Source organism: Micromonospora mangrovicola, from assembly GCF_047200535.1.
In the GTDB taxonomy this organism is placed as follows: Bacteria; Actinomycetota; Actinomycetes; order Mycobacteriales; family Micromonosporaceae; genus Micromonospora.
Genome location: NZ_JBJZOG010000090.1, coordinates 1 through 19,850 on the forward strand (window position 1 = coordinate 1; position 19,850 = coordinate 19,850).

24 protein-coding genes and 1 pseudogene are annotated in these 19,850 nt (G+C 70.9%); 16 read left to right on the forward strand and 9 right to left on the reverse strand.

Annotated features, from left to right (window positions below):
- Positions 1–447: 447 nt before the first annotated feature.
- Positions 448–705, reverse strand: a complete 258-nt coding sequence (locus ACL02O_RS26560; RefSeq protein ID WP_412820893.1) for an SCO4848 family membrane protein — start codon at positions 703–705, stop codon at positions 448–450.
- A gap of 248 nt (positions 706–953) precedes the next feature.
- Between ACL02O_RS26560 and ACL02O_RS26565 the strand changes: the two genes are divergently transcribed.
- The 4 genes from ACL02O_RS26565 to argS all read left to right on the forward strand — a co-directional run bounded on the left by ACL02O_RS26565 (position 954) and on the right by argS (position 4,807).
- Entirely contained in the window at positions 954–1,400 is a 447-nt protein-coding gene (locus ACL02O_RS26565) for a PRC-barrel domain-containing protein (protein WP_412820922.1), read from the forward strand.
- Positions 1,401–1,490: 90 nt separating this feature from the next.
- Positions 1,491–1,658: a hypothetical protein gene (locus tag ACL02O_RS26570; RefSeq protein ID WP_412820894.1), complete on the forward strand. Its 168-nt coding sequence runs from the start codon at positions 1,491–1,493 to the stop codon at positions 1,656–1,658.
- A gap of 90 nt (positions 1,659–1,748) precedes the next feature.
- On the forward strand, positions 1,749–2,807 hold the full coding sequence (gene trpS / locus ACL02O_RS26575) for a tryptophan--tRNA ligase (protein WP_412820895.1): 1,059 nt from the start codon (positions 1,749–1,751) through the stop codon (positions 2,805–2,807).
- Positions 2,808–3,088: 281 nt separating this feature from the next.
- On the forward strand, positions 3,089–4,807 hold the full coding sequence (gene argS / locus ACL02O_RS26580) for an arginine--tRNA ligase (RefSeq protein WP_412820896.1): 1,719 nt from the start codon (positions 3,089–3,091) through the stop codon (positions 4,805–4,807).
- A 70-nt stretch (positions 4,808–4,877) separates the two neighbouring features.
- On the opposite strand, the gene ACL02O_RS26585 is transcribed toward argS, so the two are convergent.
- Positions 4,878–5,243, reverse strand: coding sequence for a VOC family protein (locus tag ACL02O_RS26585; RefSeq protein WP_412820897.1), 366 nt, complete (start codon positions 5,241–5,243; stop codon positions 4,878–4,880).
- Positions 5,244–5,450: 207 nt separating this feature from the next.
- On the opposite strand from ACL02O_RS26585, the gene ACL02O_RS26590 reads away from it, so the two are divergent.
- Positions 5,451–5,948 (forward strand): protealysin inhibitor emfourin, encoded by a 498-nt coding sequence (locus ACL02O_RS26590; RefSeq protein ID WP_412820898.1) that lies wholly within the window; start codon positions 5,451–5,453, stop codon positions 5,946–5,948.
- Positions 5,949–6,062: 114 nt separating this feature from the next.
- On the opposite strand, the gene ACL02O_RS26595 is transcribed toward ACL02O_RS26590, so the two are convergent.
- Complete coding sequence (locus tag ACL02O_RS26595; protein WP_412820899.1) at positions 6,063–6,701, reverse strand: LysE family translocator; 639 nt, start codon at positions 6,699–6,701, stop codon at positions 6,063–6,065.
- Between the two features lie 237 nt (positions 6,702–6,938).
- Here ACL02O_RS26595 and ACL02O_RS26600 point away from each other — a divergent pair, with 237 nt between their 5' ends.
- Genes ACL02O_RS26600 through ACL02O_RS26625 form a run of 6 tightly spaced genes read left to right on the forward strand, consistent with a single transcriptional unit; the run spans position 6,939 to position 10,389 of the window.
- On the forward strand, positions 6,939–7,346 hold the full coding sequence (locus ACL02O_RS26600; protein ID WP_412820900.1) for a YbaB/EbfC family nucleoid-associated protein: 408 nt from the start codon (positions 6,939–6,941) through the stop codon (positions 7,344–7,346).
- A gap of 5 nt (positions 7,347–7,351) precedes the next feature.
- Complete coding sequence (locus tag ACL02O_RS26605; RefSeq protein WP_412820901.1) at positions 7,352–7,681, forward strand: type VII secretion target; 330 nt, start codon at positions 7,352–7,354, stop codon at positions 7,679–7,681.
- Positions 7,678–8,379, forward strand: a complete 702-nt coding sequence (locus tag ACL02O_RS26610) for a WXG100 family type VII secretion target (protein ID WP_412820902.1) — start codon at positions 7,678–7,680, stop codon at positions 8,377–8,379. Before ACL02O_RS26605 ends, ACL02O_RS26610 begins: the two co-directional genes overlap by 4 nt.
- 9 nt (positions 8,380–8,388) lie before the next feature.
- Positions 8,389–9,000, forward strand: a complete 612-nt coding sequence (locus ACL02O_RS26615; RefSeq protein WP_412820903.1) for a hypothetical protein — start codon at positions 8,389–8,391, stop codon at positions 8,998–9,000.
- Positions 9,001–9,019: 19 nt separating this feature from the next.
- On the forward strand, positions 9,020–9,700 hold the full coding sequence (locus tag ACL02O_RS26620) for a beta/alpha barrel domain-containing protein (RefSeq protein ID WP_412820904.1): 681 nt from the start codon (positions 9,020–9,022) through the stop codon (positions 9,698–9,700).
- A gap of 11 nt (positions 9,701–9,711) precedes the next feature.
- Positions 9,712–10,389: a pentapeptide repeat-containing protein gene (locus tag ACL02O_RS26625; protein WP_412820905.1), complete on the forward strand. Its 678-nt coding sequence runs from the start codon at positions 9,712–9,714 to the stop codon at positions 10,387–10,389.
- Between the two features lie 107 nt (positions 10,390–10,496).
- Here the strand turns inward: ACL02O_RS26625 and ACL02O_RS26630 are convergent, their stop codons facing one another.
- Positions 10,497–11,198, reverse strand: a complete 702-nt coding sequence (locus ACL02O_RS26630) for an NAD(P)-dependent oxidoreductase (protein ID WP_412820906.1) — start codon at positions 11,196–11,198, stop codon at positions 10,497–10,499.
- 66 nt (positions 11,199–11,264) lie between these two features.
- Between ACL02O_RS26630 and ACL02O_RS26635 the strand changes: the two are divergent.
- Positions 11,265–11,765, forward strand: a pseudogene (locus ACL02O_RS26635) (TetR family transcriptional regulator); the annotation flags it as partial.
- On the opposite strand, the gene ACL02O_RS26640 reads toward ACL02O_RS26635, so the two are convergent.
- Entirely contained in the window at positions 11,741–12,430 is a 690-nt protein-coding gene (locus tag ACL02O_RS26640; RefSeq protein ID WP_412820907.1) for a low temperature requirement protein A, read from the reverse strand. The pseudogene ACL02O_RS26635 and the gene ACL02O_RS26640 overlap by 25 nt on opposite strands.
- A gap of 237 nt (positions 12,431–12,667) precedes the next feature.
- Here ACL02O_RS26640 and ACL02O_RS26645 point away from each other — a divergent pair, with 237 nt between their 5' ends.
- Complete coding sequence (locus ACL02O_RS26645; protein WP_412820908.1) at positions 12,668–13,705, forward strand: alpha/beta fold hydrolase; 1,038 nt, start codon at positions 12,668–12,670, stop codon at positions 13,703–13,705.
- Between the two features lie 40 nt (positions 13,706–13,745).
- On the opposite strand, the gene ACL02O_RS26650 is transcribed toward ACL02O_RS26645, so the two are convergent.
- Both ACL02O_RS26650 and ACL02O_RS26655 read right to left on the reverse strand, forming a co-directional pair.
- Positions 13,746–14,087: an HIT family protein gene (locus ACL02O_RS26650; protein ID WP_412820909.1), complete on the reverse strand. Its 342-nt coding sequence runs from the start codon at positions 14,085–14,087 to the stop codon at positions 13,746–13,748.
- A gap of 84 nt (positions 14,088–14,171) precedes the next feature.
- Complete coding sequence (locus ACL02O_RS26655; protein ID WP_412820910.1) at positions 14,172–14,828, reverse strand: alpha/beta hydrolase; 657 nt, start codon at positions 14,826–14,828, stop codon at positions 14,172–14,174.
- Between the two features lie 249 nt (positions 14,829–15,077).
- On the opposite strand from ACL02O_RS26655, the gene ACL02O_RS26660 reads away from it, so the two are divergent.
- Both ACL02O_RS26660 and ACL02O_RS26665 read left to right on the forward strand, forming a co-directional pair.
- Positions 15,078–15,671, forward strand: coding sequence for an ArsR/SmtB family transcription factor (locus ACL02O_RS26660; protein ID WP_412820911.1), 594 nt, complete (start codon positions 15,078–15,080; stop codon positions 15,669–15,671).
- Entirely contained in the window at positions 15,668–17,095 is a 1,428-nt protein-coding gene (locus ACL02O_RS26665; RefSeq protein WP_412820912.1) for an MFS transporter, read from the forward strand. Before ACL02O_RS26660 ends, ACL02O_RS26665 begins: the two co-directional genes overlap by 4 nt.
- Before the next feature lie 313 nt (positions 17,096–17,408).
- On the opposite strand, the gene ACL02O_RS26670 is transcribed toward ACL02O_RS26665, so the two are convergent.
- Both ACL02O_RS26670 and ACL02O_RS26675 read right to left on the reverse strand, forming a co-directional pair.
- A complete protein-coding gene (locus ACL02O_RS26670) occupies positions 17,409–18,689 on the reverse strand; it encodes a hypothetical protein (protein ID WP_412820913.1) in 1,281 nt (426 codons plus the stop codon).
- Complete coding sequence (locus ACL02O_RS26675; RefSeq protein ID WP_412820914.1) at positions 18,686–19,207, reverse strand: SigE family RNA polymerase sigma factor; 522 nt, start codon at positions 19,205–19,207, stop codon at positions 18,686–18,688. The genes ACL02O_RS26670 and ACL02O_RS26675 overlap by 4 nt, the downstream gene beginning before the upstream one ends.
- An 89-nt stretch (positions 19,208–19,296) precedes the next feature.
- Between ACL02O_RS26675 and ACL02O_RS26680 the strand changes: the two genes are divergently transcribed.
- The gene (locus tag ACL02O_RS26680; RefSeq protein ID WP_412820915.1) at positions 19,297–19,623 is read left to right on the forward strand and encodes a hypothetical protein; all 327 of its coding nucleotides are present in this window, start codon (positions 19,297–19,299) and stop codon (positions 19,621–19,623) included.
- Positions 19,624–19,850 lie beyond the last annotated feature (227 nt).

Here is a 19,850-nt window from a genome sequence, read left to right on the forward strand (position 1 = left end):
TCACCGTCTCTGCCGTGTCAAACCGTGTGTCCCGGTCTGTCACGCTTCGTACGGGTTGGCGCCCGCTGAACTCGCGCAGCAGTCGCCCGCCGCGCTTGATCATCGGATTTGGCAGGCCGGCCGCTGCGGTTTCCCGTAAGCTGTCCGGTGCCCTGCCGGTCGACAACCTTACCCGGTCGGTTCCGCTCCGCCAAATCCGCCCTGCGGCGTTTTCGGCGGGCCCCGCCCGGACCGCGCCCGCCGGGGTTCGTGCCCCCGTCCGACGCGGTGCCAGTCCGGTTCGGCGCTCCCGGGCTTTCGTCCCGTTTGCCCCGTTCCGCGCTGGCAGAGAGAAAGTTACGCGGATTCGGGTTTGATCGTCAAATCCGTGGGGAGCGTCCCGCGTCACATCATCATCAACTGGCTATCTTGCCTGCTCAGCAGGGGTGGAGGCGGAAAGATGAACAGTCAGAGGGTCGGCCCGCCCCGGCGCGCGGCCAACCAACCGCGTACGCCGAGCACGCCGACGCCGGTGCCGATGGCCAGCGAGGCGGCGATGAGGAGCGCGTGCACCCAGAGGAATCCCGTCGCCGTGCCCTCGCCGACCGTGCCGGTCGACCAGGAGCGTGGGTCGTTCCAGATGGCGACCGCGAACCTCGGCCAGATCACCCAGGTCCAGACGCCGACCCCGACCAGGAAGAGCGACCAACCACGCGACAGCACCATGGCTGGCCAGTATGCCAGCGGTGCCGCGGCATCGACCGGCGCAGAGCCGCAGCTCGGCGCGACCGCTCCGGTCCCGTGCGGCGGAAAGGACAGCGGGTCGACGGCCGCCCGAGGTCCGGACCCACCGCGTTGACGTGTCCGTGGACCGGGCCCCGCGGCACGACGGGGTTGCCGTCGTCGGCCGTTTCCTCGGCTGGGCGTACGGGCATGTCTTCCGTCGTCGGGACGACGACATCCGGAGGTGTGCTGTGCAGCCGTTCAATCCGTGGACCTGGCGGGACCCCGGCGCCCTCGCCGGTGGCTACGACCAGACCAGCCCGGAGGAGATGCCCCGGCAGCGGTCGTCGCACACCGGCGCCGACGGCCCCGACGCGCCAGGCCCGGGCACCCCGATCGACCTCAGCGGCTACCGGGTGGAGGCGACGGACGGACGGATCGGCTCGATCGACGAGGCGAGCGAGGACGCCGGGGCTCGCTACCTGGTGGTGGACACCGGACCGTGGATCTTCGGGAAGAAGGTGCTGCTCCCGGTCGGCACGGTGGCCCGGGTCGACCACCTGGACCGGGTCGTGCACGTGGACCGCACCCGGGAGCAGGTGAAGGATTCGCCGGCCTTCGACCCGGACGACTTCGGTCGCCCAGAGTACCGGGAGCAGGTCGGCACCTACTGCGCCGAGAGCTACCGACGGCACTGACCGGAGCGCGCACGGCGCCGCGGCCTGGGCGGGTGGTCGCCTGCGGTGCAGGGGCGCGGGAGAAGCGGTCGAGCGGTTACCGTGTCAGGCATGATCCGGCCGAGCATCACCGCCCCGGAGACCGTCGACGGTCTCCGGGCGGCTGCCGCTCCGGTTCTCCCGACCCGCGTCGACGACGGCCGGGAGCAGATTCTCGACGTACTCCGTGCCGGTGGGCTGCGGTTCCGCGCCGGCGGGCGATGGCGGCGCTCGTTCTGACGAGCCGACTCCACTGATCCGGGCAGACCCCGGGTCGTTCCCGCGCGCCCGCGCGTCCCAGCCACCGTTCAGCACGAAAGGCGTACGACCATGTCCGCGACACGAATGCTCACCGGCGACCGCCCGACCGGGCGGCTGCACCTGGGCCACTACGCCGGCAGCATCGCCAACCGGGTGAAGTTGCACCAGCGCTACGAGAGCTTCTTCATCATCGCCGACCTGCACATGCTCACGACGAGGAACACCCGGGCGGACATCGAGCAGGTCTCCCGCAACGCCCGGGAGATGGTCACCGACGTCCTCGCCGCCGGCGTCGAGCCGGACCGGGCCGTCTTCTACCTCCAGTCGGCGATCCCCGAGGTCGGCGACCTGAACACCCTGTTCCAGAACCTGGTCACCGTGCCCCGGCTGGAACGCGTCCCGTCGCTCAAGGAGATGAGCCGGGACGCCGGAAAGGAGGAGATGCCGTACGGGCTGCTCGGCTATCCGGTTCTCCAGGCCGCCGACATCCTCTGCGTGAAGGGGCAGGTCGTCCCGGTCGGGAAGGACAACGCCGCACACGTCGAGGTGACCCGCGAGATCGCCCGGCGCTTCAATCACCTCTACGGCGAGGTCTTCCCCGTACCCGAGATGATCATGTCGGAGACGCCCACCCTGGTCGGCACGGACGGACAGGGGAAGATGAGCAAGAGCAGGGGCAACGCCATCGCGCTCGGCGACGACCCGGCCACCGTGCGCCGCAAGGTGATGGGGATGTACACCGACCCGAACCGGGTCCGCGCCGATGTGCCCGGCACGGTGGAGGGAAACCCGGTCTTCGCCTACCACGACGTGTTCAACCCGGACCGGTCGCAGGTCGAGGAGCTGAAGGCACGCTACCGGGCCGGGCGGGTCGGTGACGTCGAGGTCAAGGAGGCGCTCGCGGTCGCGCTCAACCGGTTCCTCGACCCGGTCCGGGAACGGCGGGCCCGGTTCGAGGCGCAGCCCGGCCTGGTCGACGAGCTGATCTTCGAGGGCACCGAACGGACCCGGGCCGAGGTGCGCCGCACCCTGGTCGAGGTGCGCCGGGCGATGGGCTTGACCAGCGCGTACACCCAGGTGCGGCGGCGGGCCGAGCGGTACCGCAAGGCCGTCGCCGAGCCGGCCTGACGTCGCGTACGCCGGCCGGCCGGCCCGGGGAACGGCCTTGCACCCTCCCCGGGCCGGCTGGTTAGGTTGTCGGCGTGACCAGCTCGCACGCCCTCGCACCGACGTCCCCCGACGTTCGGGTCGGCGCGCTGCGACGCCGGCGGTCCCGCGACCGCCTGCGCTGAGCACTTCCTCTTGCGACCGGCGGATCGAGCCGCCGGTCATCGCCGATCGTCCTCGGTCCGCCCCATCCGAAGTCCGGAGATCCGCGTGACGCGGATCCGAGCGAGATCGGCGTACCCATGGATCTGGAGAAGCTGCTGACCAACCGGCTGGCGCCGGCGTTCGAATCGGTGGCCGGCGTACCGGTGGATCCGGTCGTGCGGCGCTCGCAGCGCGCGGACTTCCAGTCCGACGCGGCGCTGGCGCTGGGCCGCCGGCTGGGCCGCCCACCGCGGGCGATCGCCGCGGAGGTGCTGGAACGCGCGGAGCTGGCCGACCTGTGCGCCGCAGCGGAGGTTTCCGGGCCCGGCTTCCTCAACCTGACCGTCGCCGACCGCACCCTGGGCGGGCTGGTCTCCGCGCTGGCCACCGACCCGCGTCTCGGCGTGCCGGAGACGGTCACGCCGGAAACGGTGGTGATCGACTACTCGGCGCCGAACGTGGCGAAGGAGATGCACGTCGGGCATCTCAGGACGACGGTGATCGGCGACGCGGCGGCCCGACTGCTGGAGTGGCTGGGGCACCGGGTGGTCCGGGCCAACCACCTGGGCGACTGGGGTACGCCGTTCGGCATGCTGATCGAGCACCTGGTCGACCTGGGCGAGGCGGAGGCGACGCAGGAGCTCTCCATGGGCGACCTGGACTCGTTCTACAAGGCGGCCCGGACGAAGTTCGACGCCGACGAGGTCTTCCGCGAGCGGGCCCGGCGGCGGGTGGTGGCGTTGCAGGGCGGCGACGAGGCCACGTTGCGGCTCTGGCGGCTGCTGGTCGAGCAGTCCGAACGCTACTTCCTGACCGTCTACGACCTGCTCGACGTCACCCTGACCGAGCAGGACTTCCACGGGGAGAGCAGCTACAACGACCTGCTCGACCCGGTGGTGGCGGACCTGGACGGGCTCGGGCTGCTGCGGTGCAGCGACGGCGCGGCCTGCGTGTTCCCGCCCGGTCAGCTGGGCCGGGACGGGGAGCCCCTGCCGCTGATCGTGCGCAAGTCCGACGGCGGGTACGGCTACCCGGCGACCGACCTGGCGGCGATCCGGCACCGGACCGGAACTCTGGGCGCGACCCGACTGCTCTACGTGGTCGGCCTGCCGCAGCGGCGGCACTTCGAGATGGTGTACGCGGCCGCGGCGCAGGCCGGCTGGCTGGTACCGCCGGTCCGGGCGGAGCACGTCGGCTTCGGTTCGATCCTCGGGCCGGACGGGCGGATGCTGCGCAGCCGGGCCGGGGGGTCGGTGAAGCTGGTCGGCCTGCTGGAGGAGGCGGTGGCCCGGGCCACCGCGCTGGCCCGGGAGCGGAACCCGGAGCTGGACGAGGCCGAGGCGGCCGAGGTGGGCCGGGCGGTCGGCATCGGCGCGGTCAAGTACGCCGACCTGTCCAGCGACCGGCAGAAGGACTACGTGCTGGACTGGGAGCGGATGCTGTCGCTGGACGGCAACACCGCGCCGTACCTCCAGTACGCCTACTCGCGGATCCGGTCGATCTTCCGGCGGGCGGGGGTGGCGGCGCGGCCGGACGCGGGAATCAGCCTGGCCGAACCGGCCGAGCGGGCGCTCGCGTTCGAGCTGGTCGGCTTCGGGACGGTGGTGGCCGAGGCGGAGCGGAGCCTGGAGTTCCATCACCTGGCCGGCTACCTGTACCGGCTGGCGGCCGCGTTCAGCGCCTTCTACGAACGCTGCCCGGTGCTGCGGGCCGACGGGCCGGTGCGGGAGAGCCGGCTGGTGCTCTGCGAGCTGACCGCGCGGGTGCTGCGGCAGGGCCTCCACCTGCTGGGCATCCGGACGCCCGAGCGGCTGTGACGGGGGCGGGCCGTCGGCGCCCCCGGCCGCCGTCACGGCGACCGGGGGCGATCCGTCCGGCCGCCGGCGCTCAGCCCGCCGGCCAGGTCTGCACCTCGACCAGGTTGCCCTCCGGATCGCGCAGGTAGGCCGAGCGGACACCCCAGCCCGGGCGGTCGGCGGGTGGCACGACAACCGCGTCGGAGGGCAGTGCCGCGACGGTGGCGTCGACGTCGGACACGGGCACCACCACCAGCACGCCACCGTCGCCCCGGCCGATCGGGAGCACCGCCTCGGCGGCCCGGCGGCCGAGGAGGGCGAGCACGGTCTCGCCGGCCGAGCCGAAGCTGGCGTACTCGAAGTCGGCGACGACCTTTTCCGGCTCGCCGAGCAGGCCGGTGTAGAAGCGGAGGGTGGCCGGGAAGTCGTCGGTGACGACGCGGGGGTGCACGCTCATGCTCCGGACCCTAACCCCGCCCACCGACCTTCCCCGATTCGCAATCTGAAAGCGTGGGAAACAATTGCAACAAACTGCACCGTACGCACTGTCCTGTGGGGACTATCGGCCCATGGAGACCTGACTCCGGGCGATGCTAGAAACAGGGCGACAAGGAAACGGCCGGTCGGTCGACGTGACCACAGTCACGGGGCCGTCGGAAAGTCTGTGATCGCCGACTTTGCAGCACCGGACGTTTTGCCGTTCCCACAAGGATGGGGTTCAGTCATGCCTGCCATGCTGCATGCAGTCGGTCGCGTGCTGGCGACGTTCGCGCTGCTCATCGGGGTTGGAGGCGGCGTCCTGGCGGTGGGCGGGCCGGCGCAGGCCGCTCGGAGCACCGCTTACCGGGTCACCGTGGAAAGGACCGGCGGATTCGCCGGTGTTGACGAGTCGTACACCGTTCTTTCCAACACCGTTCACCTTTCCACCACAGATCTGATGACGACGGTTAACGGTCGGGAATTCCGCACTCTCGCACCGTCGTACCCGGCGGCGAGCGCTGGCGCCGACCGGTACTTCTACACGGTTTCCGTGGCGTACACGAACGGACACACGGAGACCGTCACCACGGCCGACGGGGCCGACGCCCCCGCGGTGCTCCGGCAGGTCGTCGACCTGACCCTGCGGATCACGGCCGACCTGGCCGCCGGCCGGGAGGGCTGAGCCCTCGCGGCCCCGGTCGGCCCAGGGCGCGGGCCGGCCGGGGCCGTGCGGCGAGCCCGGTCGGTGCCGCCCCCGGCGGCGGCCCCGGCGGCGGTGACCGCTCCGCGCAGCCGCTCAGCGTGCGCCGGTGAGAGCGAGCCGGACGCCCAGACCGACCAGCACGACGCCGGTCACCCCGTCGACGGCCCGGCGTACCGCCGGCCGGGCGAACAGCCGGCGGAGCCCGCCGACCAGGATCGCCACGGCGACGAACCAGGCGCCGGTGATGGCCACGGCGGTCACCGACAGGGTCAGCGTGTCCAGGAGGCCGGGATCGACCGGCAGGAACTGCGGCAGCAGCGCGACGAAGAAGACCGCCGCCTTCGGGTTGAGGATGTTGCAGAGCAGGCCGTCCCGGAACGCGACCCACCGGCCCGGGCGCGCCGCACCCGGCACGGACGGCTCCACCCGGAAGTCACCCGCGCGCCGCGCCGCGACGAGCGCCCTCAGGCCGAGGACGGCCAGGTAGCCGGCGCCGACGAGCTTGATGACGGTGAAGGCGACAGGGACCAGGGTCACCAGGGCGGCGACTCCCGAGGCGGCGGCGATCGCCCACCCGAGCACCCCGGCGGCGACGCCGGCGGCCGCCAGCATGCCGTGCGCCCGGCCCGAGACGGCCGAGTGCCGGACCACCACGGCGAAGTCCGGCCCCGGTGACACCGCACCGAGCACGATGACCCCACCGAAGGCGAGCAGTTGCGGGCCTGTCGTCACGGGTCCCCTTTCGCCCCGGTCCGGCTCACGGTTCGTCGGTCCGTTGTGGCTCGTCGCGGCGCCGATGAGGCGTGGCACCAGCCGCCCGGACCTCCGTCGGATATACGTCTGCTGTGGACCGTTGCCGCACCGACCGTAGTCATCGCCGCGGATGCGATGTTAGTCTTCCCCGGCCAGGCGTGATCACGGTAAGCGACCGGGGGACACATGGGGGCCGGCGTTCCGAGCACCGGAGGCTTGCTGGATCCGGACGGTGCCATGGACCGGCTGGCGGCGTGGAAGGGTCGGATCGACCGGCTCGCGGCCGACACCAGGGCGATGAGCGACCGCCTTCAGGAGCTGCGGGTAACCGTCGCCGACGGCAACGGCTTGTGCGAGGTGACGGTCGACTCCGCCGGGGGGTTGGTCGACCTGCGACTGGGGCCGCGGATCCAACGGGTCGCCCCCGATGTCGTCGCCAGGACGGTCATGGACACCATCCGGGAGGCCCGGCGGCAGTTGGCCGACCGGTCGCAGGAGATCATCGCCGACACGGTCGGCACCGAGTCCGCGGCGGCCCGGGCGATCGCCGAGCGGGTCGGGCAGCAGCTGCGCGACGCCGACCCCGCCTCGGACAACCCCGACGAGCAGTACGGCCGGTGGTGAGCGCGATGGCCGACGGTTTCGCAGTCGACGCGGAGCAGATCCGCGCGCACGCCCGCAACGTCGACACGCTCAGGGGGCGGTTCGACGCGGTCAGGACCGCCAGCGCGCACATCGCCCGGGACGACTCGGCGTACGGGCTGCTGTGCTCGTGGATGCCTGCCATCCTGCAGGGCCGGCACAAGCGGCAGGACGAGCTGATCGCGTACGTGGAGGAGAACCTGTCGCTGGTCGTGCAGGGGCTGCGCCGGACCGCCGACAACTACGACAGCGCCGACAACGACTCCGACGCCACGATCCGTAAGGCGGGTGGCGGCCTGACGAGGTCGGCGCGATGACCGACACCTCGCTGATCGCCGACGTCCAGTCCACCCGCAAGCCGTGGACCGGCGCGGCCCTGGCCGACAGCGTTCAGGGACTCGTCGACGCCATCCACAGCGAGGGCTGGGTCGACGACCTGATCGCGGGCGCGTCGCTCGGGATCGAGGTCGCCGCCAGCGTCATGGACCCCTTCAGCGCGCTGCTGGCCAACGGGCTGGGCTGGGCGATGGAGTACTTCGAGCCGCTGCGGCAGATCCTCGACGAACTCACCGGCATGCCCGACGTGGTCGCCTCGCACGCAGCCACCTGGGACAACATGGCCGCCGCACTGCAGAGCATGGCCGCCGACCTGAAGTCCTTCGTCGACGGGGACATGCCGCACTGGCAGGGGCGGGCCGCCACCGCGTACCACAACCTGATGGAACACAACGTGGAGGCGATCAACGGGCTCGGCGGGGTCTCCGCCGCGATGGCCGCCGCCACCCAGGCCGCCGGGAACCTGGTGATGTTCACCCGCGACATCGTCCGGGACCTCATCGCCGACCTGGTGGCCCGCGTGATCGTGTGGGCGGTCGAAGCCATCTTCGTGGTCACCATCCCCGTGATCGCCTCGCAGATCGCGGCGGCTGTCGTCAAGTGGGCCGGGCGCATCCTGACCTACGTCATGGCGTTGATCACCAGCCTGACCAACCTCTCCGAACTCCTCGACGGCTGAGGCCCGACCATGGCGAAACCCCACACCCCGCACGGTGGCGGCGGGCACGGCGACGGCGGTCACCCGCGCCCGCACGGAGAAGGCGACGGCGAGGGCGACGGCGGCACGCCGTCCGGGCGGCGGCGCAGTACGCCCGACGTCCCTGAGAGCGTCAGCCGGGCGCAGGAGACCGTCGCCGCGGAAGCGCGGCAGGGCCGCCCGCCGGGGGAGGGAGGGCAGCAGAACCCGAAGCCCGGCGACACCGAGGGAAAGGGGACCGACTCCACCACGCCCGACGCCGACAGCCCGCAGGCGTTCATCGACAACATCATTCGAGACCCGAAGTCGGTCGCGGGGCGGTCCCCCGAAGAGATCGCGCAGCAGTTCAACGATGCGGGTTATCCGGCCACGGTGCAGCAGAGCACCAAGAAGGGTACCTCTGGCAACGCGGTACAGGTGCGGATCCAGGGTCACCCGGAGATCACAAACATCCAGGTTCATCCCGGCGGAGGGCGCCACACGCCGGACGGGTCACCGTACTGGAAGATCTCAACGAGCACGGCTGGCAAGATCTGGGTGATTCCCGAGGACTTCAGGGGCGCGGGCGACCTGAACGGAAACGTGGTGCGGTATGACGAATAAGCTCATCAAGGTCGACCGGGTGCGCTCTGTCGCTGAGGCCGTGGCGGTCGAGGAACTCGGCTCCGCGATGGTCGGCGTCGCGCTCGACGCGGATCCCCGGTTCGCCGACGACCGGGCCATCCCGATGGAACTGGCCGGCGAGATCGGCAAGGCGTTGAGCCGCGCCAAGTTCGTCGTGGAGTTGGACTTCCGGAACGACCCGATCGACGCCCTGCGGAGGGCGGAGGCCCTGCGGCCCGATCTCGTACAGCCCATCACCGGCGCGATTCCGCCGACCGATGTGCGGGCAGCCCTGGGCCGGTCGGGGATCGGCATCGCGTACGCGGGAATCGAGATAGCTCACGACGACGATCCGTCCTGGGTCCTCAGCCGGTACACCGGCACCGCGGATCTCGATGCGGCACTCTTCCAGGTCGATGTTCTACCCGAGTACCAAAACTCCTGGGAGTTCCTGCGCGACGAGTCGCCCGAGTTCGAGGACGAGTTCCAGCTCGAGGACCTGAATCAGCTCGGCCGTACCCACGACCTGGTCGCCGGCTTCAACTTCACGCCGCGGAACGCGCCGGAGATTGTCGCCGCCCTCTCGGGCGTCGGCGGGATCGCCTTGACGCTCGCCGACCATGCCACCCGCCAGGACCTGCACTTCCTCCGGTACGACGCGGCGCTCGAGGTGCTGCGTGCGCTGCACCGGTTCGCCTGACGGTCCCGACCGTGAGCGGAGAATGGCGCACCGGGCCGAAAGTGGCCCGCTGGCCCGACGGTCCAGAGGCCCGGGAGGCGCTCGAGGAGTGGTTCGCCGCCGTCGCCTCGGACACCACGTCGTACCTGTCGGGTGATTTCCTCGATTTCCGGGGCGCGGACCTCAGCACCATCGACCTGACTGACGCCTACCTGGCGAGTGCCTGTCTGACCGGCGTCCGGTTCGAGGATGCGAACCTCGGCGGCGCGAACCTGACCAACGCGGAGCTCGAAGACGCCGACCTTAGCTTTGCCGATCTGGCCAAGGCGGAGCTGGTTGGTTGCTCCGCGACGAACGCCCGCTTCCGCGGGGCGCGACTGTTCGCGGCGGAACTCGACGACGCCGTCCTGGCGGGGGCCGACCTCAGTCACGCGATCCTCAACTCGGCCAAGCTCTACAAGACCGATCTGCGCGGGGCCAACCTCGAGTTCGCCAGCCTGCGGTGGTGCATCCTGGGAGGCAGGAACATGCCCGCGACCCTCAGCGGGGCGAGGTTGTTCGGTTGCCAACTCGAAGGTGCCAAGGGAGCGGTCGTCGGCCCGGCTTTCGTCGACGAGCACGCCACCCGGTCGCTCGACGGCGCCGAACTCGAGGCGTGGTTCGTGGAGCGGGGCGCGGAGAGCATCCAGGTGCTGCCCGGGACGCCGTAGGGCGACGGGCAACCCGCCCGGGCGGTCCTGTCGGCGCCCGTTCAGTGGAGTAGGATTCCGGACCGCTTGATCACGCCGGACCGAGGGTCGCCCCGACGGCGGCCCCGTCACCGCGGCTTCTTCCTGGCGACGGCCTCGCGCCAGATCAGGCCCACGATGCTCGGCCTGACCTCGGTGGTGATCACGGCCATCGCGCGTCGGACGTACCGGTCGTCGGTCAGCTGCGCCACCATGCTCGCCGCCAGGTCGGTCCGCGAGGTGAAGAGCCCGTCGGCGACGTTCTCCGCGAGTTGGTAAGCGGTGACGGTCGGGTGGTCGAACAGGCCGGACGGCCGCACGATCGTCCAGTCCAGGCCACTGTCGCGGACGATGGCCTCCATCCGGCGCATGTCCTCGTGCGCGGTACGCCCGAACCTGCGGTTGACCAGCGGATCCATCACATTGTTGAAGAAGAACTCGCCGGTCGGCCGCCAGGTCGGATCCATGACGCTGGAGCTGATCGTGATCAGCCGCTTCGTCCCGTGCCGGTGCATCGCGGCCACGATGTTCGCGTTCCCCCGCGAGTACACGGCGATCGGCTTCGGGGAGAGCGGAACGCCCAGACTGGACAGGACCGCGTCGCTGCCGGCCACGGCGCGCTCGACGGCACCGGGGTCGGCGACATCGGCGGTGGCCACGGTGAGGCCGGGGCGGGGCTCGATGGCGCCGGGACGGCGGGTGACGGCGGTGACCTCGTGACCGGCGGCCAGGGCCTGGTCGGTCAGCCGGCGGCCGGTGGGGCCGGTGGCACCGAAGACGACGGTACGCATGTGTTCGCTCCTTCTCAGGTGGTCGACGCCGTTGACCGTGCCGGGCGGGGAACGCAATATTCAACTGTGCTGAATAAAACCCGGGGGCGGCCGCGCGGCAACCCGGACACCAAGGCCCGCATCTCGGCAGCCGCCCGCGAACTGTTCCTGGCGCACGGCTACCGCGGCACCACGGTCCGAGCGGTCGCCGCCGCCGCAGGAGTCGACTCGGCGCTGATCAGCTACCACTTCGGCTCCAAGCAGGGCCTGTTCGGCCAGTCACTGAACCTGCTGTGCGTGGAATCCAGCGCCCTCGACCAAGCCCTCCAGGGTGACCGGGCCGGCCTCGCCGACCGGCTCCTCACCGCCGTCACGAGCCTGTGGGACGCCACCGCGCCCACCGAGAACCGGCTGGCGCTGGCGGACGACGACACCATGCGCGCCCTTCGCAGCTACCTGGAAAGTGAGCTACTCGTCCGCGTTGCTGAATTTCTCGGCGGCCCCGAGGCGACCGAGCGCGCCACCGCCGCCGTCGGGGTCATCGGCGGTCTGATCTTCACCCGCTACCTGAACCCGATCCCGGCCGTCGCCGCCCTGCCGTCGACCGAGATCCGGCGCGTCTTCGGACCCGCCCTGCGCGCCGCGCTGCACGCCCGGGCCGAGCGCCGGAGCACAGGACCCGACATGCAGCGGGCTGCCACGCCGGCGACCAGCCCGACCGCGAGACCGGCGCCCCAGAGCCAGAAGCTCCACGGTTCCGGCAGGGTGACGCCCACCCACCAGAGGACGACCGCGGCGCCGTTGGCGCGTACGAAGTAGTGGGTCAGCGGCCGGGCCTCGGGCACGTAGTGGCTGGCCCGCCAGAGTTCGACGACCTGCACGGTCCGGACCAGGGCGTAGGCGCCGGCGATGGCGCGGACGTCGTTGCTGCCGTTGCGGGCGATGCTGGCGGCCAGCAGCGTCAGGGCGATGAGCTGGAGGGTTCCGATGAAGCGCCTGGCACGATCGGTGTCGTTGTCGAACCGGGTCGTGTAGAAGACCTCGTTGACCCAGGCCCACCAGGCGATGACGAACCAGGTCCCGGCGCGGGCGAGGCTGGACCAGCCGGGATCATCGACGATCGACTGCGCGATCTGGGAAACGATGACCACGAAGACCAGGTCGTAGAACAGTTCCGACCAGGCGGCCTGCCGGTGGCCCCGTTCCCGGGTCCGGAGGGTGGGGCGCCCGGTGGCCGTGGGGGAAGGGGCCATGTCGGTGAACCTCGATCTCGGGCGGTGGGATCGGCCGTGACCGTCATGACCTCCCAGGGCACACGTTTCCGCCGGTCTTCTCGGAACAGCTGGACGGTTGCGGCTCACTGACCGGTGCGGCTCACCTGCCTGCTTGCGCACTCCCCTCGCCGGCGCGAGTTGTTCAGGGATGAAACTGCGTCTACAGTACACAGTTATTACAGTGTCCGGCGAACACAGTTTCCGGAGGAGTTTCCGATGGCGAATCCGCTCGTTGCCACCCTTCAGCGCCCGCTCCTACGACGACGAAACGCCCGAAAGCTGGTCATCGACTCCCCGCGAGGGGTGCGCGACGAACTCTTCCTGACCATCAACGGCAGCCAGCAGTGGGTGACCATCCGGGGTCAGGACCGCGCGAACCCCGTCCTCCTGGTGCTGCACGGGGGGCCCGGATCCTCGTACGTCCCGTTCAACTGCCGGCTCACCGAATGGGAGAAGCACTTCACGGTCGTGCAGTGGGATCAGCCCGGAGCGGGTAGGACGTTCCAGCGCAACGGCAACGCCGACCCCGTCGGGCTCTCCCTCGACCGGCTCACGGCCGACGGCATCGAGCTGACCACCCAGCTGCACGACCGGCTCGGGTGCTCCACCGTCATCCTGGTCGGCAGCTCCGTCGGCAGCCTGGTCGGCCTGCGGATGGTGCACGACCGACCGGAGCTGTTCTGCGCCTACGTCGGGGTCAACCAGAACAGCTCCGGCTCCGACCCGATCGGCTACCAGCTCACCCGACAGGCCGCACTTGAGCAGGCCGACCGTAAGAGTCTGCGCGTGCTGACGGACATCGGCGACGACCCGTCCCGGTGGACCATCGACCAGCACGAGCGCCTGATGAAACTCGCCATCCGGCTCACCAAGGGCGTCCCTGACATGGTCCACGACCTGATGCTGCCCGCCCTGATGTTCGACCCCACCTACACCATGGGCGACATCAGGGACTACCAGCGCGCGATGACGTACGCCAACCAGCAGCTCTTCGCCGAGCTGCGGGCGGTCGACCGGCGTGAGCCCCACGACGAGTTCGCTGTGCCGATCCTCTTCTTCCTCGGCGAACGCGACATCATCACCCCGGTCATCGCGGCCCGGTCCTACCTGCAGCACATCCGCGCACCCCGAAAGGAGTTCGTGACCGTTCCGCAGGCCGGCCACCTGGCCGAGTTCGCGAACCCGGCCCACGTCCTCCAGCAGCTGCTGGCCCGGGTGCGCCCGCTCGCCACACTGCGGACGCCCGCCCGGTAACGACCAGGACGCAATGGCACGATACGTCCCACCGCCGGCGCTATGCGGTGTCGGACCGGAGGGGTGGTCCGCTGCAGACGTGGAAGTGCAGGTGCTTGGAGTCCTGGTACCGGCCGAGGTTGGTCAGCACCCGGCAGGCGCCCCGCTCTCGCTCGACGCGGGCGGCGACCCGGCGCACCACCTCGATGATGCGATGCAGCAGATCCTCGTCGGCATCGCCCAGGTCCACGAGAGATGGCACGTGACGCTTCGGCACCACGACGACATGCACCGGCCAGAAGGGCCGGGTGTGCTCGAAGGCGAGGACGTCCTCGGTCTCCGCCACCACAGTCACCTCGGTGCGACCACTGAGCGCCTCGTCGCAGTAGAAGTCCTCGGTCACCCCAGCTCCTCTCCTTGGGGAGCTTTACCCGCCGCTCACCTTCTGACCGTTCAAGATCGAACCGTAGCACCGAACAGGCAGCGCTCACCCGTCCAGCAGCTCGTTCAGCAGGTCGATCACCAGATCGGGGCGACCGACGAACGGCGAGTGACCGGTTCGCCATTCCCGGGCCGCCCCGCAGCGGGTGGCCATCGCCCTCTGGAGCGCCGGGTCGATTGCCCGGTCAGCGGCGCACGTGACGTAGGTGGAGGCGACGTTCTGCCAGCTTTGGCGCTCCGGAACTCCCCTGCCGCAGCCAGCACTTTGGGGGCGCAGCAGGCCGATCGCCCAGGCAGCGAGGTGCTCAGGGCAATCGGCGTAGAGAGCATCGGCAGCGCGGTCGGGGTCCAGGCGCGTCGAGCCGTCTGCTTCGGGCACGATGGCCGCCCGAAGCAGATGCGATGACCCGCCGAGGCTGGCGGCGCTCTCGTTCCTGTCAGGCACGAACGCCGCCAGGTACACAAGATGCCGCGCCCCGGTAAGGCCGGTGATTACCGATCCGCCGTAGGAGTGGCCGAGCACGAGTGGCGGCTCTTCCATCGCATCGACAGCAGCTTGAGCGGCCGCGGTGTCCGCCGGCAACGAGCCTCGGTGCAGCACCGGAGCAATGACCTCGGTGCCCGTGAGCCGCAGGCCCGCGGCAACGAGATCGAAGTGATGAGGATCGTGATACAAGCCGTGGACGAGCACTACGCCGGCCACTTCGCCTCCCAGTCTCGACCCGACGGCCTCGCGAAGCGAGGTTAGACAGCGTTGATCGACTTCCGCGACGGGCCAGGGTCATAGTCGCCTGCAGATGCGGACCACTCGCTGCCGGTGGGCCGCGCACGCCTCGGCCGGGCTGGTGTTGCGGCTTCACCGAACCTGTCAAGCGCGTACGACAGTCGTTGACGTCATCGCCGAGAAGGGAGCGGGGTTGCCTGGGTCGATCTGAGAGGCTACTTTCGAGACATGTCTCTCACGAATCCGTACGGGGATGTGGAACTGACCGGTGCGCAAGCGCTGCGGGCGTTGGCTCATCCGGTACGGCTTGCTCTACTTGATCGGCTGCAGCGGCACGGCCCCGCGACGGCCACTCAACTCTCACCGCACGTCGGCGCCACGCCGTCGGTCGTCAGCTGGCACCTGAGGCACCTTGCTTCTTTCGGTCTCGTCACCGACTGGGACGGCGCGACGAGTAAGCGGGAGCGGTGGTGGCAGGCGGCGGGTAAGGGCTTCCGGTTCACCATGCCCGACGATGCAGAGGGCCAGGACGCGGCGCGGCAGCTGCGCGCCGAGATGTTCGCACGATCCGCGGAGGCGCCCATGCAGTGGTCGCTGCGGGACGAGCCGCGGCTGGATCCGCAGTGGCGGGCCCTTGCGGGGTTGGCCGATACCCGGTTCGCCGTTACTGCTGACGAGTTGCGGCAGCTCGAAGAAGCGATCGAGGCACTGCTCGCGCCGTACGTCCGGCGTAAGGGTGGCCAGTCGCCGGACGGTGCGCGACTCGTCCGGATGCTGCGCTATCTGCTGCCCGAGCCCGGCGACGACCCGGCGGCGTCATGACCGCCACCAGCACGAGGCCCCCGGCGCTCCTGCGCGGCAATCGGCGTTTTCGAACCTTCTGGCTCGGCGAAACCATTTCCCAGTTCGGCGACCGAATCAGCGAGCTGGCCCTGCCGCTGATCGCTGTCACCGTCCTCGCCGCAACGCCCGCACAGGTCAGCATCCTCACCGCACTGATCTGGCTACCCAACCTGCTGGGCATGTTCGTCGGCGCGTGGGTGGACCAACGGACCCGCAAGCGGCGTCTACTGATCGTGGCCGACCTGGTCCGCGCGGCAGTGCTGCTCAGCCTCCCAGCGGCTTACCTGCTGGACGCGGTCACGTTGACTCATCTCTATCTGGTCGCCCTGCTCACCGGGGCCGGTGCGGTCCTGTTCGGCATGGCGCGCCAGGCGTTCTTCGTCGCTCTGGTCCCGCCGTCGGCCTATGTAGAGGCGAACAGCAAGCTGAGTCTGAGCCGGGCAGCCTCATTCGTGGCTGGGCCGGCCCTCGGCGGCGGCCTGGTCCAGGCCCTCAGCGCCCCGGTCGCGGTCCTCGTCGACGCGGTGTCCTTCCTCGGCTCCGCGCTGCTGATCGGCCGAATTCCAGTGGACGAGGCCCGGCCGGCGCCAACGCGGTCCTCGACCCTCGGCCTGGTCCGGGACGGGCTCGTCCTGGTACTGCGTCATCCGGTGATGCGCGCCACTCTCGGCTGCACCAGCACCGTCAACTTCTTCACCCTCATGACCAACGCACTGCTCGTACTGTATGCAAGCCGCGAGCTCGGTCTGTCGGCTGGCGCTATCGGCCTCGCGTTCGGCGTCGGCGCGGTCGGTGGACTGGCTGGTGCGGCACTGGCACCTCGACTCTCCCGCACCATCGGGTTGGGCCGCACCGCGATGATCGGCGTGGTCCTCTTTCCCGCACCCTTCGCGCTGACAGCGCTCGTGTCCGGCCCGACCTGGGCCCGAATCGCGGCGCTCGCGGCGATCGAGATGGTCTCCAGCGTCGGCGTGATGCTGATGGACGTCAACCTCAACTCCCTGCTCGCCTCGGTCACGCCCGACGACGCGCGGGGACGGCGGGCCGGTGCGTACAGCGCCGTCAACTACGGGATCAGGCCGCTTGGCGCGCTGGTCGGTGGCTGGTTGGGCACCACCATCGGTCTGCGACCGACACTGGTCGTCGCCGGCCTTGGCGGTGTCCTCGCCGTGCTGTGGCTGCTCGCCTCGCCGGTGCGTCGCATCGCCACCATCGACGAGCCGGCGACTGACACCTCGGCTGCCGAAGGGCGGCAGAGCACGCCACCGCCCGGCCCACGCAACCGACCAGACCCTCCTCCTGCACCAGCTGGACCACCGCGTCGGGATCAGCGCACGTCTTCCGAGGCAGGACCCCATGCCACTGCGCAGCATGGGCCCGGAGCAGGAAGCGTGAAGGCCTGATCTTCCCGAGCGAGGTCGGCACACCGCTGGATCCGGACAACTCCTCCCATCGGCTCCTCCTCGCCTCTCACACTTCCCACCACCTCCACCTCTTCACTCCGTAGGGCTCCAGCGGCCCCGTTCGGCAACTCCGTCCGCCCGGGATGCCAGCACATCCGGTCATGATCAGGGCGTTCTCCACAGCAGCCGCTACCTGGTCACGGAGGTCCGGGAGTCCGGCCGGGGCGGTTTCTACCGGGCGTACGGCGACATCCGCCGGCTGCGCTGAGAAGCTCCGGTCCGGGGGCGGTGCTCCGACCGCCCCCGGACCGGTTCAGCGGCAGGTCCAGCGCACCGGCCGGACGTCCTGGTCGTCGCGCTCGAGCTTCCCGCCGAGCACCCGGCCGTCGTCGCTGAGACTCTTCACCCCACCCCGCCGCCCGCCGCGCCAGCCGTCCGGCATGGGCAGCTTCACCGCCTTCGTGTCGGTGACCAGGCCGGGGACGCCACCGGAGACCGAACCGGCCAGCCAGCCCCGACCGTTACCGGTCCCGTCGTACAGGACGCCCGTCAGTACCTCCACCCGCCCGGTCCGCAGGTCGATCCGCACCGGGTACCTGGTGATGCCGCTCCGAGGGACCACCGTGGTGTCGCGTTCGGCGGTGCCGGTCACCCAGCCACCGGCCACCGACAGGGGCACGAACCGGGAGGCCTTCCCGCCGGGCACCCGCGGCAACGGCAGCACCTCCGGCCGGGCGGCACCCGGACGCCACACCACCGCGCGGCTGGCCTCCCCCGGGTTACCCTCGGACATCACGGCCAGGATGGTGCCGTCCTCGTCGATGCCGACGGCCGTGCCCTCCCACTGCGGGCCGGGCAGGGGCAGGTCCACCGGCTGGCTCCGGTACGAGTCCCAGACCACCGGCAGGTGCTTGAACCCCGGCTCCCAGACGTGCCCCACGCTGCGGTAGCCGACGATCCGGCCGGCGTCGTCGACGGCCGTCGCCCCCTCGGACGGTCCCCCGGGCAGGCGGATGACCTCGCCGTCGCGCACCGCCCACGCCTGCCACAGGTCGCCGGCGGCCAACGACGAACCCACCGCCAGGCCGGCCCGGTTCACATCCGTCAGCTTCTGTGCCGAGCCCGGCAGCTCGACCTCCCGGACCCGGTCGCCCTCCCAGATCAGCAGGCCGAAATCCACGCGATCCCGCCCCTGCGGGGCCCGCCGGCCGACCAGCCACCGGCCGTCCGGGTCACCGCCGGTGACCGCGCCGTGTGGATCGCCCGGCACGGGCAGCAGCTCGGCCTCGCACACCCCCTGCCACGGGCCGGTCGGCCGCGGTTCCGGCGACGGCTTCGACGGGCCGGGCGGCATCGACGGGCCGGGCCTCGCGGCCGGCGCGGGCGCCGCCCGCCCGTGCCCGCCCAGCGCCGCCGGCAGCGCGGCCACCGCCAGCACACCCAGCGCCACGGCCCCGGCCGCCGCCACCCGGCGGTTTCGCCGCCGCCGGCGCGCCTCCCGGATCGCCCCCGGCAGGTCGATCCGGGGCGGGCCGGCCGGCTCGTCGTCCAGCCACCGCAGCCGGTCGGCGACGTGTTCGTCATCGGTCCTCATGCCCACTGCTCCTTTCCGGTCCGGCCGGCCAGCTCGCGGTCCCCGAGCAGCCGTCGCATCGCCGCCAGGCCGTGCGAGGTCTGGCTCTTCACCGTGCCGGGCGAGCAGCCCAACGTGCGGGCCACCTCCTCCACCGGCAGGTCGTGCAGGAAACGCAGCACCAGCACCGCCCGCTGGCGGGGCGGCACCTTGGCCAGGGCGTCGCGCAGCACGGTCCGCTCCTCGACGCTCCGGTCCTCGGTGGACCGCACGTCCGGTGGCCCGCCGAACAGGTGCACCCGCCACCAGCCGCGCCGCCGGGTGTCCAGGAAATGCCGCACCAGCACCGTCCGGACGTACGCGTCGAGCTGCTCGACCTCGCCGATCCGCGCCCAGCGCAGGTAGAGCCGCGTCGCGGTCTCCTGCACCAGGTCGTCGGCCAGGTCGGCGTCGCCGCAGAGTGCGTATGCGAGCCGCCGCAGCGCCGGCAGGCGCGCCGTGACGTACTCGACGTATTCCTGGTCCGATGCGTCCGGCATCCGGCCACCTCCCTGGGGTTCGCTGTTCCAGACGCCACCGCACCGGAAACGGTTGTACGCGATCGCGGGACAGGATCGAAGATGGCCGGATGGAGATCCCCGAGAGCCTGCGCTGGACCGAGAACGACCCGACCGGACGGGCCTGGCGGGCGGTGCTGCCGGACCGGCTGGCGGAGTGCGTCGAGCGGTGGGACCTCCGGGCGGTGGCACCCCCGTTCGGGTACGCGTTCGCCTCGCTGGCCGTGCCGGTCGAGATGCCGGACGGTACCCCGGTGGTGCTGAAGCAGTGCCCGGACGACGACAGGGGCGCAGGTTCTGGACGAAGGCGCGGCCGGCAATCACGACTTGCGTGGTCCGGTCGGTTTCCCGAAACGACTCCTCACCTGCTGCGCGGCCGAAGGGCCTCGAACCCCTAACCTCCTGATCCGTGGGAGCGTCCCGCATCCCCCGCTACCCGCCTCACCTCTCTGCTGGCTCGTGTCCGACGTTCATCCGGTGGCAGCTCTTGGCGTCGTGCTGCGGCGGGGGTCACAGACTGGCAGCTTGGGAACCGTACAAGATCCGCTGGCAACCGATGCCACTGCCAGGTCGGCAGGCCTCCGGGTGGCCTGGAGTGACCTAGTCCGGCCAGGCGTAGTGGCCC